Source organism: Stenotrophomonas sp. S41 (genome assembly GCF_016624625.1).
Taxonomy (GTDB): domain Bacteria; phylum Pseudomonadota; class Gammaproteobacteria; order Xanthomonadales; family Xanthomonadaceae; genus Stenotrophomonas.
Genome location: NZ_JACVTV010000049.1, coordinates 1 through 15981, shown reverse-complemented (window position 1 = coordinate 15981; position 15981 = coordinate 1). Strand labels below are relative to the sequence as shown.

Annotated in this window: 15 protein-coding genes and 1 pseudogene; 9 read left to right on the top strand and 7 right to left on the bottom strand. The window is 66.9% G+C overall.

What is annotated here, in order from left to right:
* Window positions 1-10 precede the first annotated feature (10 nt).
* The 4 genes from xerC (at window position 11) to hslU (ending at window position 3288) form a co-directional block, all read left to right on the top strand.
* The gene (xerC, locus tag IAE56_RS11855) at window positions 11-904 is read left to right on the top strand and encodes a tyrosine recombinase XerC (RefSeq protein WP_200752691.1); all 894 of its coding nucleotides are present in this window, start codon (window positions 11-13) and stop codon (window positions 902-904) included.
* 77 nt (window positions 905-981) lie between these two features.
* Window positions 982-1182 (top strand): DUF3079 domain-containing protein, encoded by a 201-nt coding sequence (locus tag IAE56_RS11850; protein WP_200752690.1) that lies wholly within the window; start codon window positions 982-984, stop codon window positions 1180-1182.
* 74 nt (window positions 1183-1256) lie between these two features.
* Complete coding sequence (hslV, locus tag IAE56_RS11845) at window positions 1257-1808, top strand: ATP-dependent protease subunit HslV (protein WP_079223431.1); 552 nt, start codon at window positions 1257-1259, stop codon at window positions 1806-1808.
* Between the two features lie 106 nt (window positions 1809-1914).
* Complete coding sequence (hslU, locus tag IAE56_RS11840) at window positions 1915-3288, top strand: ATP-dependent protease ATPase subunit HslU (RefSeq protein ID WP_100473959.1); 1374 nt, start codon at window positions 1915-1917, stop codon at window positions 3286-3288.
* 83 nt (window positions 3289-3371) lie between these two features.
* Here hslU and IAE56_RS11835 read toward each other — a convergent pair whose 3' ends face one another.
* Window positions 3372-4277, bottom strand: coding sequence for a LysR family transcriptional regulator (locus tag IAE56_RS11835; protein WP_234456045.1), 906 nt, complete (start codon window positions 4275-4277; stop codon window positions 3372-3374).
* 70 nt (window positions 4278-4347) lie between these two features.
* Here IAE56_RS11835 and IAE56_RS11830 point away from each other — a divergent pair, with 70 nt between their 5' ends.
* Window positions 4348-5628 carry an FAD-dependent oxidoreductase gene (locus IAE56_RS11830; protein ID WP_234456044.1) on the top strand — a complete coding sequence of 427 codons (1281 nt, stop codon included), beginning with the start codon at window positions 4348-4350 and terminating at the stop codon, window positions 5626-5628.
* Window positions 5629-5732: 104 nt separating this feature from the next.
* On the opposite strand, the gene IAE56_RS11825 is transcribed toward IAE56_RS11830, so the two are convergent.
* The gene (locus tag IAE56_RS11825; RefSeq protein ID WP_116864461.1) at window positions 5733-6386 is read right to left on the bottom strand and encodes a TetR family transcriptional regulator; all 654 of its coding nucleotides are present in this window, start codon (window positions 6384-6386) and stop codon (window positions 5733-5735) included.
* Between the two features lie 221 nt (window positions 6387-6607).
* Between IAE56_RS11825 and smeD the strand changes: the two are divergent.
* From smeD to smeF, 3 genes and pseudogenes are all read left to right on the top strand, one after another.
* A pseudogene (gene smeD, locus IAE56_RS11820) lies at window positions 6608-7717 on the top strand (multidrug efflux RND transporter periplasmic adaptor subunit SmeD); the annotation flags it as partial.
* A 12-nt stretch (window positions 7718-7729) separates the two neighbouring features.
* Window positions 7730-10909, top strand: a complete 3180-nt coding sequence (gene smeE, locus IAE56_RS11815) for a multidrug efflux RND transporter permease subunit SmeE (RefSeq protein ID WP_234456043.1) — start codon at window positions 7730-7732, stop codon at window positions 10907-10909.
* On the top strand, window positions 10890-12287 hold the full coding sequence (smeF, locus tag IAE56_RS11810) for a multidrug efflux RND transporter outer membrane subunit SmeF (RefSeq protein WP_200752689.1): 1398 nt from the start codon (window positions 10890-10892) through the stop codon (window positions 12285-12287). The genes smeE and smeF overlap by 20 nt, the downstream gene beginning before the upstream one ends.
* Before the next feature lie 51 nt (window positions 12288-12338).
* Here the strand turns inward: smeF and IAE56_RS11805 are convergent, their stop codons facing one another.
* The 5 genes from IAE56_RS11805 to IAE56_RS11785 all read right to left on the bottom strand — a co-directional run bounded on the left by IAE56_RS11805 (window position 12339) and on the right by IAE56_RS11785 (window position 14857).
* A complete protein-coding gene (locus IAE56_RS11805; protein ID WP_200752688.1) occupies window positions 12339-12791 on the bottom strand; it encodes a transposase in 453 nt (150 codons plus the stop codon).
* A gap of 260 nt (window positions 12792-13051) precedes the next feature.
* Window positions 13052-13474, bottom strand: a complete 423-nt coding sequence (locus tag IAE56_RS11800) for a low affinity iron permease family protein (protein ID WP_108770045.1) — start codon at window positions 13472-13474, stop codon at window positions 13052-13054.
* Window positions 13475-13547: 73 nt separating this feature from the next.
* Window positions 13548-13874, bottom strand: coding sequence for a hypothetical protein (locus IAE56_RS11795; protein WP_200752687.1), 327 nt, complete (start codon window positions 13872-13874; stop codon window positions 13548-13550).
* A gap of 74 nt (window positions 13875-13948) precedes the next feature.
* Window positions 13949-14206, bottom strand: coding sequence for a hypothetical protein (locus IAE56_RS11790; protein WP_200752686.1), 258 nt, complete (start codon window positions 14204-14206; stop codon window positions 13949-13951).
* Between the two features lie 198 nt (window positions 14207-14404).
* The gene (locus IAE56_RS11785; protein WP_200752685.1) at window positions 14405-14857 is read right to left on the bottom strand and encodes a nucleoside deaminase; all 453 of its coding nucleotides are present in this window, start codon (window positions 14855-14857) and stop codon (window positions 14405-14407) included.
* Between the two features lie 81 nt (window positions 14858-14938).
* Between IAE56_RS11785 and ubiE the strand changes: the two genes are divergently transcribed.
* Complete coding sequence (gene ubiE / locus IAE56_RS11780; protein WP_079223406.1) at window positions 14939-15700, top strand: bifunctional demethylmenaquinone methyltransferase/2-methoxy-6-polyprenyl-1,4-benzoquinol methylase UbiE; 762 nt, start codon at window positions 14939-14941, stop codon at window positions 15698-15700.
* The last annotated feature ends 281 nt before the right edge of the window (window positions 15701-15981 follow it).

Genomic DNA, 15981 nt, shown 5'->3' with positions numbered 1-15981 from the left:
ACGCACGACGATGAGCGCGGTACAGCACTTCCTGCAGCACCTGCAGGTGGAACGGCGGATGTCGGCGCATACGCTCGACGCCTACCGTCGTGACCTGGACGCGCTGTCCGTGTGGGTGGAACCGCGCGGCGTGGCGGTGGAGGCACTGGATGCTGAAACGCTGCGCCAGTTCGTCGCCGACGAGCATCGTCGCGGGCTGTCGGCCAAGAGCCTGCAGCGCCGCCTGTCGGCCTGCCGCAGCTTCTATGCGTGGCTGCTCAAGCATGGACGCATCGAAGTGAGCCCGGCCGCGACCCTGAAGGCGCCCCGTGCGCCGCGTCGCCTGCCGCAGGTGCTCGATGCCGATGAAGCGGTGCAGCTGGTCGAACTGGAACCGGAAGGTGAACTCGGCCGCCGCGACCGTGCGCTGCTGGAACTGTTCTATTCCTCGGGCCTGCGCCTGAGCGAAGTGTGCGCGCTGACCTGGCGCGACCTGGATTTCGACAGCGGTCTGGTCAACGTGCTCGGCAAGGGCAACCGCCAGCGCCGGGTGCCGTTCGGGCGACCCGCACGCGAAGCGCTGCAGGCCTGGCGCGCGGAAAGTGGCGGTGGCCCGGCGACGCCGGTGTTCCCCGGCCGCAACGGGCCGATCAGCCAGCGTGCGGTGCAGATCCGCATCCGCCAGCTGGCCCAGCGCCAGGGCCTGTTCAAGCACGTGCATCCGCACATGCTGCGGCACAGTTTCGCCAGCCACATCCTCGAGTCCTCCGGCGATCTGCGCGGCGTGCAGGAACTGCTCGGCCACGCCGACATCGCCACCACGCAGATCTATACCCACCTGGATTTCCAGCACCTGGCCAAGGTCTACGACGCCGCGCATCCGCGAGCCAAGCGCCGCAACAGTCCGCCCGACAAGGCTGAATAGCCCCCGCTTGATCTGCATCAGGGCAGGGTGGGCGCCATCGGCGCATCGTGGCCGCAGGCCACGAGGAAACCGCCAGCATGGCAAAGCCCATTCCCCTGCATCCCCGGCACCCCGAACGCATCTGCTGGGGCTGTGACCGCTACTGCGCGGCCGACGCGCTGGCCTGTGGCAACGGCTCGGGCCGCACCCAGCACCCCATCGAAACCCAGGGCGAGGACTGGTACATCGGCTGGGGCATCGAGCCGAATCCAGAGCGGCCTTCGCATGCCAAGCGCTGAACGACAGCCATCCGCGCAGGCTTGATCGCTCCCGGCGCTGTCCCCATGTCCCGTGAACAGCTATCGGAGGCCGCATGGACCCCAGTCAGAATCCCAATGTTTTCCACGCCACCACCATCGTCTGCGTGCGCCGCGGCGATCACGTGGCCATTGCCGGTGATGGCCAGGTCACCCTCGGCCACACGGTGATGAAGGGCAACGCGCGCAAGGTCCGCCGCCTTGGCCGCGACGGCCAGGTGCTGGCCGGCTTCGCCGGTGCCGCCGCCGATGCCTTCACCCTGTTCGAGCTGTTCGAGGCCAAGCTGGAAAAGCATGGCCAGCTGCAGCGCGCCGCCGTCGAGCTGGCCAAGGATTGGCGTACCGAACGCCGCCTGGGCAAGCTCGAAGCCCTGCTGGCCGTGGCCGACAAGGAAACCTCGCTGATCATCAGCGGCACTGGCGATGTGATCGAGCCGGAGGACGGCATCATCGCCATCGGTTCCGGTGGTTCCTACGCACTGTCGGCCGCACGCGCGCTGATGGCGCACACCGAACTGGATGCACGCACGATTGCCAGCGAAGCGATCGGCATCGCCGGCGACATCTGCATCTACACCAACCGCAACGTGGTGGTCGAGGAGTTGTGACGGGGAACCCGTCACAGACATTCCAGATTCGCCGGGCATGGCCCGGCGCTACCGTCCGGAGCCGTTCGGTTCCGGCATCGTAGACAACGAATTCGTGAGCACATCCATGTCGAAGATCGAAGTTTCCTCCGCCACCATGACCCCGCGCGAAATCGTGCAGGAACTGGACCGGCACATCGTCGGCCAGCACGACGCCAAGCGCGCGGTGGCCATCGCCCTGCGCAACCGCTGGCGCCGCATGCAGCTGGTGCCTGAGCTGCGCAATGAAGTGATGCCGAAGAACATCCTGATGATCGGCCCGACCGGCGTCGGCAAGACCGAGATCGCCCGCCGCCTGGCCACCCTGGCCAATGCGCCGTTCGTGAAGGTCGAAGCTACCCGCTTCACCGAAGTCGGCTACGTCGGCAAGGACGTCGAGCAGATCATCCGCGACCTGGCCGATACCGCGGTCAAGCTCTATCGCGAACAGGCCAAGGTGCGCGTGCGTACCCAGGCCGAAGAACGCGCTGAAGACCGCATCCTCGATGCGCTGCTGCCGCGCCGCAGCGGTGGCATCGGCTTCGATCCGGAAGTGGCCCGCAACGAGCCGTCGGCGCAGGACAACGAGACCCGCATCAAGTTCCGCAAGATGCTGCGCAACGGCGAGCTGGACGAGCGCGAAATCGAACTCGACCTCGCCGCCAACGTCAGCATGGACATCATGACCCCGCCGGGCATGGAGGAGATGGGCCAGCAGCTGAAGTCGATGTTCGCCAACCTCGGCGGTGGCGCCAAGGCGCACAAGCGCACGCTGACCATCAAGGCCGCGCGCCCGCTGCTGATCGAGGAAGAAGCCGGCAAGCTGGTCAACGAGGACGACATCCGCACTGCGGCGATCGAAGCCTGCGAACAGCACGGCATCGTCTTCATCGACGAGATCGACAAGGTCGCCAAGCGCGGCGACAACGTGGGTGGTGGCGACGTTTCGCGCGAAGGCGTGCAGCGCGACCTGCTGCCGCTGGTGGAAGGCTCCAACGTGTCCACCAAGTACGGCACGATCAAGACCGACCACATCCTGTTCATCGCTTCGGGCGCGTTCCACCTGGCCAAGCCCAGCGACCTGATCCCGGAGCTGCAGGGTCGTTTCCCGATCCGCGTGGAACTGGGCGCGCTGAGCAAGAACGACTTCGTGCGCATCCTGACCGAGCCGAAGGCCGCGCTGACCAAGCAGTACGAAGCGCTGCTGGCCACCGAGGGCGTCAAGGTCAGCTTCACCGCCGATGCCATCGACCGCCTGGCCGAGATCGCCTTCCAGGTGAACGAGCGCCAGGAAAACATCGGTGCGCGCCGCCTGCACACCGTGCTGGAGCGCCTGCTGGATTCGCTGAGCTACGAAGCACCGGACCGCGACGGTGAAACCCTGGCCATCGACAGCGCCTACGTCGATGCGCATCTGGGTGAACTGGTGCAGGACCCGGACCTGAGCCGCTACATCCTGTAACGAAGAAAGCCGCCGAAAGGCGGCTTTCTTGCTTCGGTAGCGCCGGGCCATGCCCGGCGGCTTCATCCACGCATGGCGTGGATCTACCGCATCGCTGCCAGCCGCGCCTGGATGAATTCCAGCAAGGCCCGCACCCGTGCGGTGACGGAGTGGCGGTGGCTGTAGGCGCCCAGCAGTTGCAGTGGCGCGGGGCTCAGATCCAGCGGCACTTCCTGCAATCGGCCGGCGGCAAGGTCTTCCTGGCACGGCGAGGCCGCAACGATCGCGAAGCCGAGTCCCTGGCGCGCGCCTGCCACGGCCAGCTCCCCGCTGTTGACGCGATAACGGCTGCGCACTGGTACTTTGACGATGTCGCCTGCCGCGTCGACAAACTGCCAGGGCTGGCCCTTCAGGGCACTCACGGTGGTGATGCAGGGCAGCGACTTGAGTTCACGCACCTGGCGCGGCATTCCGGTCCTGGCCAGCAGAGCAGGCGCTGCGACCACGATGCTGGGCAAGGTCGCCAGTTCGCGGGTGATGAACGCGCTGTCGTCCTGGCGCCCGCGGTGGAAGACGATGGACAGGTCCATGTCTTCGCGCAGCACTTCCAGGCCGGTGGGGCGCGTATCGCATTCCAGTTCAATGCCGGGGTGGAGGCTGCAGAACTCGGCGAGGATCGGCGCCAGAAGCCTGGGGGCTTCGTTGGGCATGCACATCCTCAGCGGTCCTTTCAGTTCGCGCTGCACGGCGCCGAGCTCCCCCTCGGTGGAGAGCAGCGCGTCGAGCAGTGGCTTTGCGCGCTCGTACAGCAGCCTGCCCGCTTCGGTCATGCGCAGATGGCGGGTGCTGCGTTCAAGCAATCGCACCCCCAGCCTGCGTTCCAGCGAGGCGACGTGGCGGCTGACGTTGGACGACGGCAGCGCCAGCAGTCGCGCCGCGCCGGCAAAGCTCTGCTCGTCTACGACGGCTACATAGACACGGACGGTGTTGAGGTCGAGGGCGCTGCGCATGATTATCCCGGTGCGGGTATGAAAGTAGGCCAATTCAGCATGCTAGTTGGCTGAAATGGCAAGGTCCAGAATGCAGTCCCGCCCGTTGGATGCCCTTTGTGGGTGGTCCGGGCGAATCGACGAGGCATGCAGCGGAATGGACATCGGAATACTGGGCGGCGGCATTGCAGGTCTGAGCGTTGCGCTGGCCCTGCACCGGCAGGGACACCGGGTTCACGTCTACGAACGCAGGACCGGGCCGGCAACCATGGGTGCCGGAGTGACCCTGTGGCCGAACGCCGGCTTCGTGCTGCAGGAACTGGGCGTGCTGCAGGATGTCGCGGCCGTGGGTGGCCGGCCCGTATCGGTGCAGCGCAGGGATGCAGCGGGTGAGTCGCTGGGCGGCCTGGATATCACGCTGCTGGACCGGATCATGGGGTACCCGACGCACACGATCCTGCGTCGGGACCTGCAGGCGGTACTGCTGGACCACGTGGCGCGGGCTCGCATCCCGGTGTCGTTCGGGCATCGTGCGGTCGCGGTGGCGCTGGACGACCATGGCAGGGCCGTGGCGCGGTTCGAGAACGGGACGCACACCCGCCCCGATCTGCTGATTGGCGCCGACGGGCGTATGAACTCGGTCGCACGCAGCTTCGTTGCCGGCGACAACACACCCATCTACCAGGGCTTCGTTAACTGGATCGGGATTGCACAGGCGGATGATGCGCTGGTCAGCGACATCGGCATCCAGGATTACTGGGGCCGGGGCGATCGCTTCGGCTGCGTCGCGATCCGTACCGATCAGGTGTATTGGGCGGCTGCGCAGGCGCGGCCACTGCCGGCGGCGACGCCCGCAACAGCGCTGCAGGGCGAAGTCATGGATCTGTTCGCTGCGTGGCCGGAGCCGGTCACCCGCCTGATCGCGGCTACGCCGGCGCGTTCCATCCAGCGGATTGCCGTGCATGACCTGGAGCCGCTGGATACATGGAGCCGCGCCAACGTGCTGCTGGTTGGAGATGCGGCACATGCGCCGCTGCCGACCTCGGGCCAGGGCGCCTGCCAGGCGCTGGAAGATGCGTGGCATCTTGCGCGGTACCTGGATGGGAACGGTTGCCTGCATGCAGCACTGCAGCGCTTCACCGCGTTGCGCGCACCCAAGGCCGCGAAGCTGGCAGAGCAGGGCAGGATGTTCGCGCGCGGCCTGTTCGCCAACGATCCCGAAACCTGCCGGATACGCAATGAGCGCGCCAGGGCGTCCGATCCCGTGCGTGATGCGCATGCCATGGCGCAAGGCTGGTCACTGGGGTTGCCGATGGCCGACAGCATTGAACAGGCATCGACGGATGGCGCCGGCAGCCTGTATCGGCTGTGAGGGCCGATCTGGATGCTGCGCATCCACGCATGGCGTGGATCTACTGCAGCGCTGCCTGCTCACACCGCCCCGGTAGCGCCGGGCCATGCCCGGCGGCTCCGACCCTACGGCAGCGGCTCGGGAATCGAGCCCGGCACGAACACGCCTTCCTTCACGTAGGCGGTCAGGGTCATGTCCAGCGCGAGCATGCCGTCGCGCTTGAGGTCCATCAGTTCCGGTTCGACCATCGCCCCGTGCAGCACGCCCAGCACGGTGGCATGCAGCATGCGCGCGGCGATCTTCGGGTCGGCGCCGTCGCGCAGCTGGCCCAGGTCCTGGGCGCGGCGCAGGGCGCGCTCCATCCGGTCCAGCGCATCGCGGAAGCCGGACTGCTGCAGCTCGGCCAGCGCACGGCTTTCCGACGAGGCATCGCTGCGCAGCATGATTTCCATGGTCTTGCGCAGGCGCTCATCCTCGGAGAGCTCGATGAACGAGTAGATCATCACCGCGCGCAGGTCGTGGATCGGCGTCTGCCGCTCGTCGCTGGAGGTGCGCTCCAGTTCCTGCATGAAGGGCAGGTGCACCCGCTGGATGATCGCGGCCAGCACCTCGGTCTTGTTCTTGAAGTGCCAGTACACCGCGCCGCGGGTATAGCCAGCGCGCGCGCCGATCATCTCCAGCGTGGTCCGGGCCACGCCGTGTTCATGGAAGCAGGCCTCGGCGGCATCAAGGATGCCTTCGCGGGTTGCCTGGGTGTCTTCTTTGGTCTTGCGCGCCATGGGTCGGGGGAGTGGGTACCAGTGCCGGTGAAACCAGCCTGAATTGTACCGCTTTACAAACAAACAAGCATGTATGTATATTTCGCCGCCATGCTCCCCGTCGTGTATGCGCGCCTGCTGATGCCTGCGCCGTGCGCGGGGATGCCTGCCCGCTGCGACAACCGCGCCCCAGGACCGGGATGCGGCTGCGTATCACGGCAAGCTGAGAATCTTTTTCCTTCCCCGAGCCCCAGCAAGGCCCCGGCCAGGTGACCGTGGTCACGCTGAAGTCGGAAAGCGTGGGCCTGACCCGCGAACTGCCGGGCCGCACCAATGCCTTCCTGGTCGCCGAAGTGCGTCCGCAGGTCAGCGGCATCGTCGCCAAGCGCCTGTTCACCGAAGGCGGCCTGGTGAAGGAAGGGCAGCCGCTGTACCAGATCGAAGACGCCAGCTACCGCGCCCAGGCCAACAGCGCCCGCGCCCAGCTGGCCCGCGCCGAAGCCACCGCCAACGCCGCCCGCCTGAGCGCCAAGCGCATCACCGAGCTGGCCAAGGTCGATGCGGTCAGCCAGCAGGACCTGGAAAACGCCGTGGCCGCGCAGAAGCAGGCCGAGGCCGATGTCGGTGCCGCCAAGGCCGCGCTGGACGCAGCCAACGTCACCCTCGGCTACGCGCGCATCACCGCGCCGATCAGCGGCCGCATCGGCAAGTCCAGCGTCACCCAGGGCGCGCTGGTCAGCGTCGGCCAGGCCGATGCACTGGCCACCGTGCAGCAGCTCACCCCGATCTACGTCGACCTGACCCAGTCCTCGGCCGAGCTGCTGCAGCTGCGCCGCGAACTGGCCGCCGGCCGACTGCAGGACAACCAGACCCTGCCGGTCACCATCCTGCTGGAAGATGGCAGCGAGTTCCCGCACAAGGGCGCGCTGGAGTTCTCCGAAGTGAGCGTCGACCCGACCACCGGCAGCTACGCGCTGCGGGTGAAGGTGGACAACCCTGAGGGCCTGCTGATGCCGGGCATGTACGTGCGCGCGGTGATCGGCGGCGGCGTGCGCGCCGATGCCGTGCTGGTGCCGATGCAGGGCATCGCCCGCGACGCCAAGGGCGATACCAGCGCCATGGTGGTCGGCAAGGACAACAAGGTGGAAGTGCGCCCGGTCAAGGTCAGCCGCGCACTGGCCGACAAGTGGCTGGTCGAGGACGGCCTGCAGCCGGGTGACAAGGTCATCGTCGAAGGCCTGCAGAAGATCGGCCCCGGCATGCCCGTGCAGGCCACCGAGAAGGGCGCCGCCCCGGCACAGCCGGACGCCGCCCCGCAGCCTGCCGCCCAGCCGGCCGGCGACGCGAAGTAAGCGGAGAATTCCATGGCACGTTTTTTCATTGATCGACCCATCTTCGCGTGGGTGATCGCCATCATCATCATGCTGGCCGGTGCGCTGGCGGTGGTGAAGCTGCCGGTGTCGATGTATCCCGAGGTCGCCCCGCCGGCCGTCGAGATCAGCGCCACCTACCCGGGTGCATCGGCCAAGGTGGTCGAGGACTCGGTGACGCAGATCATCGAGCAGAACATGAAGGGCCTTGATGGCCTGATCTACTTCTCCTCCAACAGCTCGGCCAACGGCCAGGCCACCATCACCCTCACCTTCGAGGCCGGTACCAACCCGGACATCGCCCAGGTGCAGGTGCAGAACAAGCTGCAGCTGGCCATGCCGCTGCTGCCGCAGGAAGTGCAGCGGCAGGGCATCAACGTGGCCAAGTCCAGCAGCGGCTTCCTGCAGGTGCTCGGCTTCGTGTCCAACGACGGCAGCATGGATGCCAACGACATCGCCGACTACGTCGGCTCCAATGTCGTCGATACGCTGAGCCGCGTGCCGGGCGTGGGCAACATCCAGGTGTTTGGTGGCAAGTACGCCATGCGCATCTGGCTGGATCCGAACAAGCTGCACACCTACAAGCTGTCGGTCGATGAAGTGACCGCGGCGATCACCGCGCAGAACGCACAGGTGGCCATCGGCCAGCTGGGCGGCGCGCCGTCGGTGAAGGGCCAGCAGCTCAACGCCACCATCAACGCGCAGGACCGCCTGCAGACCCCGGAACAGTTCCGCAACATCCTGGTGCGTGGCGGCACCGATGGCAGCGAGCTGCGCCTGGGCGATGTCGCCCGCGTCGAGCTGGGTGCGGAAAGCTACGACTTCGTCACCCGCTACAACGGCAAGCCGTCCACCGGTATCGCCATCACCCTGGCCACCGGGGCCAACGCGCTGGCCACCGCCGAGGGCGTGCGCACCGCGCTGGACGAGATGAAGTCCAGCTTCCCGGCCGGCCTGGAAACCGTCGTGCCGTACGACACCACCCCGTTCGTGCAGGTCTCGATCAAGGGCGTCATCAAGACCCTGATCGAAGCGATCGTGCTGGTGTTCGTGGTGATGTACCTGTTCCTGCAGAACTTCCGCGCCACCCTGATCCCGACCATCGCTGTGCCGGTGGTGCTGCTGGGTACCTTCGGCGTGCTGGCCATGCTCGGCTTCTCGGTCAACATGCTGACCATGTTCGCCATGGTGCTGGCCATCGGCCTGCTGGTGGACGATGCCATCGTGGTGGTGGAGAACGTCGAGCGCATCATGTCCGAAGAGGGCCTGTCGCCGCTGGAAGCCACCCGCAAGTCGATGAGCCAGATCACCGGCGCGCTGGTGGGCATCGGCCTGGTGCTGTCGGCGGTGTTCGTGCCGATGGCCTTCATGAGCGGGTCGACCGGCATCATCTACCGCCAGTTCTCGGCCACGATCGTTTCGGCCATGGCGCTGTCGGTGCTGGTGGCCATCGTGCTGACCCCGGCGCTGTGCGCGACCATGCTCAAGCCGCTGAAGAAGGGCGAGCACCATGTCGCCCACAGCGGCCTGCTGGGCCGCTTCTTCAACGGCTTCAACCGCGGCTTCGACCGTTCCAGCGAGACCTACCAGCGCGGCGTGAAGGGCATCATCCATCGCCCGTGGCGCTTCATGGGCATCTTCGTCGCCCTGGCCGTGGTGATGGGCGTGCTGTTCGCGCGCCTGCCCAGCTCGTTCCTGCCCAATGAAGACCAGGGCATCATGATGGCGCTGGTGCAGACCCCGGTCGGTGCCACCCAGGAACGCACCCTGGAAGCGATGGCCAAGCTGGAAGACCACTTCCTGAAGAACGAGGCTGACGCGGTCGAGTCCATCTTCGCCGTGCAGGGCTTCAGCTTCGCCGGCATGGGCCAGAACGCGGGCATGGCCTTCGTCAAGCTGAAGGACTGGAAGGAGCGCGACGCCGACCACAGCGTGGGTGCGATCACCGGGCGTGCGATGGGCGCGCTGGGCCAGATCAAGGACGCCTTCATCTTCGCCTTCCCGCCGCCGGCCATGCCGGAACTGGGTATCGGTTCGGGTTACACGTTCTTCCTGAAGGACACCAGCGGCAAGGGCCATGACGCCCTGCTGGCCGCGCGCAACCAGCTGCTGGGTGCGGCGGGGCAGAGCAAGCTGCTGGCCAACGTGCGCCCCAACGGCCAGGAAGACACCCCGCAGCTGCGCATCGACGTGGACGTGGAAAAGGCCAACGCCCTGGGCCTGTCGATCAGCTCGATCAACAACACCCTGGCCGCGGCATGGGGCAGCAGCTACATCGATGACTTCATCGACCGTGGCCGGGTCAAGCGCGTGTACGTGATGGCCGATGCACCGTTCCGCATGAACCCGGACGACTTCAACGTCTGGTCGGTGAAGAACGGGCAGGGTGAGATGGTGCCGTTCAGTGCCTTCGCCTCCAAGCGCTGGGACTACGGTTCGCCGCGCCTGGAACGCTACAACGGCGTGTCGGCGATGGAGATCCAGGGCGAGCCCGCCGCGGGCGTGGCCTCCGGTGATGCCATGGCCGAGATCGAACGCATCGCCAAGGACCTGCCGCCGGGCTTCGACATCGAATGGACCGCGCTGTCCTACCAGGAACGCCAGGCCGGTTCGCAGACGCCGCTGCTGTACACGCTGTCGCTGCTGATCGTGTTCCTGTGCCTTGCTGCACTGTATGAAAGCTGGAGCGTGCCGACCTCGGTGCTGCTGGTGGCGCCGCTGGGTATTCTCGGCGCGGTGCTGGCCAACACCTTCCGCGGCATGGAACGCGACATCTACTTCCAGGTGGCGATGCTGACCACGGTGGGCCTGACCAGCAAGAACGCGATCCTGATCGTGGAATTCGCCAAGGAAAACCTGGAGAAGGGCGCGGGCCTGATCGAAGCGACGATGCATGCGGTGCGCGACCGCCTGCGTCCGATCATCATGACCTCGCTGGCGTTCGGCCTGGGCGTGCTGCCGCTGGCCATCGCCTCCGGTGCAGGTTCCGGTGCGCAGCGCGCCATCGGTACCGGCGTGCTGGGCGGCATGCTGGTGGGCACCGTGATGGGCGTGTTCTTCATCCCGCTGTTCTTCGTGGTGGTGCAGCGCGTGTTCAACCGCAACAAGGGCAACGGGGGCGGCACGCCGCCGGCTCCGCGCGATGACGCTGCCCATGGAGGTTCCCATGAATAAGACCCCTTTGCTGCTGGCGCTCGTCGCCAGCCTGGGCATGGCCGGCTGCTCCACCCTGGTGCCGAAGAACACCGCTGTTGCCCCGGCCATTCCGGCGCAGTGGCCGGCCGAGGCCAGCCAGGGCGAGGTCACCGATGTTGCGGCACTGGGCTGGCGCGACTTCTTCGCCGATGAGCGCCTGCAGCAGGTGATCGGCCAGGCGCTGGACAACAACCGCGACCTGCGCGTGGCGGTGTTGAACGTGGAAAAGGCACGCGGCCAGTACCGCGTGCAGCGCGCCGACCGCGTGCCCGGCCTGGCCGCCACCGGCCAGATGGAGCGGCAGGGCACCAATGCCGGTGTCACCGAGCAGTTCACCGCCGGCGTCGGCGTGGCCGACTTCGAGCTGGATCTGTTTGGCCGCGTGCGCAACCTCAGCGAGTCTGCCCTGCAGCAGTACTTCGCTGTGGCCGCCAACCGCCGCAACGCGCAGCTGAGCCTGGTGGCCGAGACCGCCACCGCGTGGCTGACCTACGGTGCCGACGCGCAGCAGCTGAAGATTTCCGAAGCCACGCTGAAGACCTACGAGGATTCGCTGCGCCTGGCCGAGGCCCGCCACGAACGCGGTGGCAGCTCCGGGCTGGAGCTGAGCCAGACCCGCACGCTGGTGGAAACCGCGCGTACCGATGCCGCCCGCCTGCGCGGGCAGCTGGCCCAGGACCGCAACGCGCTGGCGCTGCTGGCCGGTGGCCAGGTCGATGCGGACCTGCTGCCGGACAGCATCGAACCGAAGCTGCTGGCTCTGGCCCCGCCGCCGGCCGGCCTGCCCAGCGACGTGCTGCTGCAGCGCCCGGACATCATGGCCGCCGAACACCAGCTGCTGGCGGCCAACGCCAACATCGGTGCCGCCCGTGCCGCGTTCTTCCCCAGCATCACCCTGACCGGCAGCATCGGCAGTGGCTCGGGCGAACTGTCCAACCTGTTCGACAGCGGCACGCGCGTGTGGAGTTTCCTGCCGAAGATCACGTTGCCGATCTTCCAGGGCGGGAAGCTGCGCGCGAACCTGGCGGTGGCCAATGCGGATCGCGATATCGCCCTGGCGCAGTATGAAAAGGCGATCCAGAGCGGTTTCCGCGAAACCTCCGACGCGCTGGCGCTGAATGTCAGCCTGGACGAGCAGGTGAGCGCGCAGCAGCGCCTGGTGGATGCGGCCGAAACGGCCAACCGCTTGTCGCAGGCCCGCTATGACGCCGGCCTGGACAGCTTCGTGACCCTGCTGGACGCCCGCCGCACCGCTTACAGCGCGCAGCAGACGCGCCTGCAGACCGAGCTGGCCCAGCAGACCAACCGCATCACCCTGTACAAGGTGCTGGGCGGCGGCTGGCACGAACGCGGGTAACCCCTGGTAGCGCCGGGCCATGCCCGGCGGCTTCTGCCGCAGGTCCAATCGCTATCGCATCGGCCATCGGCACCAAGCAAACGGGTATTCATCCAGTTCGGCAGCAAGCCCCGCACGGATCGGATTCCCCAGAATGTAGAGCGCATGACGTCTCAACGCATCTTCATTGCGAACAGCGTGGTCGAAGTAGCTCGGCTGCCACAGGGGCGTCTCCACACCGAACTGCTGCCCTATAAGGCGGCTGCTGCGTGATTTCAACGTTCCCATCAATCGGGCGAGCGTGCCGGCGCGCAACTGCATCAACCAATGAAGATGGTCGGGCATGACGACCCATGCGAATGAGCGACTCAGTCGCTCGCGCTCGACGAGGCGCAGTGTATCTACAAGGCATTCTGCGCAGCGAGGGTCTGCAAACACCAGGCGTCGCTTCAGCACCACGGTGGTCAATACGTAGTACCCGTCGATGCGGGATTCGCGGCCACGTTGGAGATGACGGCTGGACATTGGGCCAGTCTGGGAATGCGCTTTGAATCCACCTATCGGCGGATACCTTGGCCCCCTGTGAGGTTCTGCCGCGCGGCGCCGGGTCGGTAGCGCCGGGCCATGCCCGGCGGCTTCCTTCGGGCGTTCATGGGATCGGACACAGACCGCGCTGCCGCGCTCGCCGGGCAGGGCCCGGCGCTACCAGAGCGTGGGCGTTCATGGCGTCGGTCACAGGCCGCGCTTCGCGCTCGCCGGGCAGGGCCCGGCGCTACCGTCTGGTGTCAAACGGCCTCATCATCGCGCGGCGCCGCGCGGCAGGAGCGTACCCGGGCAAGGGCATCGCCGGCCTCGCGGGCCATGCGCTCGTACTCGGCGCGGATTTCCTCCAGCCGCTCTTCGTCCATTTCTTCCAGGTCCAGCAGCTCGTTGTTGGCCTCGGCCGTGGCGCGGATCAGCTCGTCCAGCTTGATCTGCATCGCTGCCGTATCCGAGTTCTGCGTGTGCTGGATCAGGAACACCATCAGGAAGGTGATGATGGTGGTGCCGGTGTTGATCACCAGCTGCCAGGTATCGTTGAAGCCGAACACGGGGCCGCTGATGCCCCACACCACCACGATCGCCACCGCGGCCAGGAAGGTCCACGGCGAGCCGGTGGCGGCCGCGGCCTTCTTGGCGATCGTATTGAACAGGGTTCTTGCTTTCATCGTCGTCGTTCCACCCAGATGACGACGATGATCGGCAGCCGCCCGTGCACGGGCCGTGCAGCCGCGGGGAAACTCAGGCGCGCAGGCGCGGGGCGTCCTGCAGGCGCACGCGGCTGGTCTGGTAGACGTGCTGCCAGCAGCGGTCGACGAACTCGCGGGCCTGCGATTCGGTCAGGCGCGGCATGATCTGCAGGGCGTACTGGGTCTGGAACGTTTCATCGCGCTCGGCGTTGCTGGCGCGCGGCTGGGTGATCAGTGAATCACAGGCGAATTTGATCCACGGCACGTAGGAGCCGAACGAGTTGTGCGTCAAGGCACCGTCGGCATGCTGCCGGCGCCAGTGATCGAGTTCCGCATCAACGTCGATGACCGGTGGGATGGCGGGGACTTCAGCGTGCATGGCATTCCAGTTCGGTTGGGGTGGCAGGGAGTGGGGGGTCATCGCAGTGTGCGTAGGTGCCGGTGCATGCAGCGTCAGCGCGGTGTGCAGCCGGTGTTGCCATCGATCAGCTGGGCGTGTTCAACGGCGCCGAGGTCTTCGGCCATGTCGGCCATCGCGTTGCACAGGCGTACGCTGTCGCGCGGATGATCGCGGGTGATTTCCTGCTGCATGTCCTGGAATGCGGCCCAGAACCGCGCGCCACGGCGATGCAGCGCGAACTGCTGCGTCAAGCGGTCGCGGATGCCGGCGAGGGCCGGGTCGGGCAGGGGATGTACGGCGTGCGCGCTCATGGGCTTGCTCCGCCGGGACAAGGGGCCCCGGTGATTCCACCCTAGGCCCGCCGTGCGAAGGGGGTGTTAGCAGCGCGTGTGCGGCTTATCCAGCTGACTGTGCGCCAGCGCACATCGGCCTGTGCAGAGGCAGCCGGCACAAGGCTGTGCCGGCTCTGAAGCGTTCATGTAGCTGTGCGCAGAACGTAAACGTGGCGCTTATTCGCCGATGTCTTCGTCCCAGATTTCCGGATATTGCGCAATGAAGCCGCCCAGCAGGTCCACGCATTCCTGGCTGTCCAGGTCGATCACGTTGACGCCGTTCCCGCGCAGCCAGTCGATGCCGCCCTGGAAGGTGCGCGATTCGCCCACCACCACGGTGCCGATGTTGAACTGGCGCACCAGGCCCGAGCAGTACCAGCACGGGGCCAGGGTGGTGACCATGATGGTGTCCTGGTAACGGCGCTGGCGGCCGGCCTTGCGGAAGGCATCGGTTTCGCCGTGCACGGACGGATCGCCTTCCTGCACGCGGCGGTTGTGGCCGCAGCCAAGCAGGCGGCCATCGTTGTGGTACAGCGCCGCGCCGATCGGCACGCCGCCCTCGGCCAGGCCCTGTCGGGCTTCGGCGATGGCGGTCTGCAGCAGGGCCTGGTAGTCGGGCGTGGTGATCATGCGGGGCTCCGGTGGGTCATGGGCCGCCATGATAAGGCCCGGTTACCCCGCAGCGGCCCCGGCGGTGCGATAATCAGCGGCATGAGCGAATCCCCCTACAAATCCGGTACCACCCATTTCGGGTTCCGCGACGTGGCCGCCAAGGACAAGCAGAAGCTTGTCGGCGAGGTGTTCACCTCGGTCGCGCGCAGCTACGACCTGATGAACGACCTGATGAGCCTCGGCGTGCACCGGGCCTGGAAGCGCTATTACGTGGCCACCGCGCAGGTGAAGCCGGGTGACCGCGTGCTCGACTTGGCCGGCGGCACCGGCGACATCGCCGCCCTGTTGAAGGAGCGCGTGGGCGCCGAAGGTTCGGTGGTGCTGGGCGACATCAACGCCGGCATGCTGTCGGTCGGCCGTGACCGCCTGACCAACCGCGGCCTGGTGCTCGGCCTGGACTACGTGCAGTGCAACGCCGAAGCCCTGCCGTTCCCGGACAACAGCTTCGACCTGGTGACCATTGCCTTCGGCCTGCGCAACGTGACCGACAAGGACGCCGGCCTGCGCGAGATGTACCGCGTGCTGAAGGTGGGCGGCCAGGCCCGCGTGCTGGAGTTCTCCGAAGTCACTGCCGACTGGTTCAAGCCGATCTACGACTTCCATTCGTTCAGGATCCTGCCGAAGCTGGGCAAGCTGTTCGCCAACGATTCGGACAGCTACCAGTACCTGGCCGAGAGCATCCGCAAGCACCCGCCGCAGGAAGAGCTGAAGGCGATGATGGGGCAGGCCGGTTTCGAGCGCTGCCACTACAAGAACCTGACCGGCGGCATCGTCTCGATCCACTCCGGCTACAAGCTGTAAAGCGTGTGGGGCCGCCGGGCATGGCCCGGCGCTACCTGTTCTGGTAGGTGCCAACCTTGGTTGGCACAGGCCCGCGCCGGGCGCCCCATGGCGCAGGGCCGGCTCCCGGCCGGCCTTACCCCGCATCGCGCAACGCGTCCGGGGCGAGGGAGAGGTACCATTGGGGTTTGATCCCCGTAACGGTCCCGATTCATGCGTAATCCGCTGATGCTCCTTCCGCTGGCCGTGGCCCTGGCCGCCGGCTGCTCCCCGGCGGCGGCCGCGCCCGCCGCCGCCCCGAC

Bases quoted from the DNA above. Each gene is read 5' to 3' on its own strand.
- IAE56_RS11800 (WP_108770045.1), bottom strand. From the start codon at position 13,474: ATGAAAGCAAGAACCCTGTTCAATACGATCGCCAAGAAGGCCGCGGCC.
- hslU (WP_100473959.1), top strand. From the start codon at position 1,915: ATGTCGAAGATCGAAGTTTCCTCCGCCACCATGACCCCGCGCGAAATC.
- hslV (WP_079223431.1), top strand. From the start codon at position 1,257: ATGGACCCCAGTCAGAATCCCAATGTTTTCCACGCCACCACCATCGTC.
- smeF (WP_200752689.1), top strand. From the start codon at position 10,890: ATGGAGGTTCCCATGAATAAGACCCCTTTGCTGCTGGCGCTCGTCGCC.
- IAE56_RS11830 (WP_234456044.1), top strand. From the start codon at position 4,348: ATGCAGTCCCGCCCGTTGGATGCCCTTTGTGGGTGGTCCGGGCGAATC.
- IAE56_RS11850 (WP_200752690.1), top strand. From the start codon at position 982: ATGGCAAAGCCCATTCCCCTGCATCCCCGGCACCCCGAACGCATCTGC.
- IAE56_RS11835 (WP_234456045.1), bottom strand. From the start codon at position 4,277: ATGCGCAGCGCCCTCGACCTCAACACCGTCCGTGTCTATGTAGCCGTC.
- xerC (WP_200752691.1), top strand. From the start codon at position 11: ATGAGCGCGGTACAGCACTTCCTGCAGCACCTGCAGGTGGAACGGCGG.
- ubiE (WP_079223406.1), top strand. From the start codon at position 14,939: ATGAGCGAATCCCCCTACAAATCCGGTACCACCCATTTCGGGTTCCGC.
- IAE56_RS11790 (WP_200752686.1), bottom strand. From the start codon at position 14,206: ATGAGCGCGCACGCCGTACATCCCCTGCCCGACCCGGCCCTCGCCGGC.
- smeE (WP_234456043.1), top strand. From the start codon at position 7,730: ATGGCACGTTTTTTCATTGATCGACCCATCTTCGCGTGGGTGATCGCC.
- IAE56_RS11785 (WP_200752685.1), bottom strand. From the start codon at position 14,857: ATGATCACCACGCCCGACTACCAGGCCCTGCTGCAGACCGCCATCGCC.
- IAE56_RS11825 (WP_116864461.1), bottom strand. From the start codon at position 6,386: ATGGCGCGCAAGACCAAAGAAGACACCCAGGCAACCCGCGAAGGCATC.
- IAE56_RS11805 (WP_200752688.1), bottom strand. From the start codon at position 12,791: ATGTCCAGCCGTCATCTCCAACGTGGCCGCGAATCCCGCATCGACGGG.
- IAE56_RS11795 (WP_200752687.1), bottom strand. From the start codon at position 13,874: ATGCACGCTGAAGTCCCCGCCATCCCACCGGTCATCGACGTTGATGCG.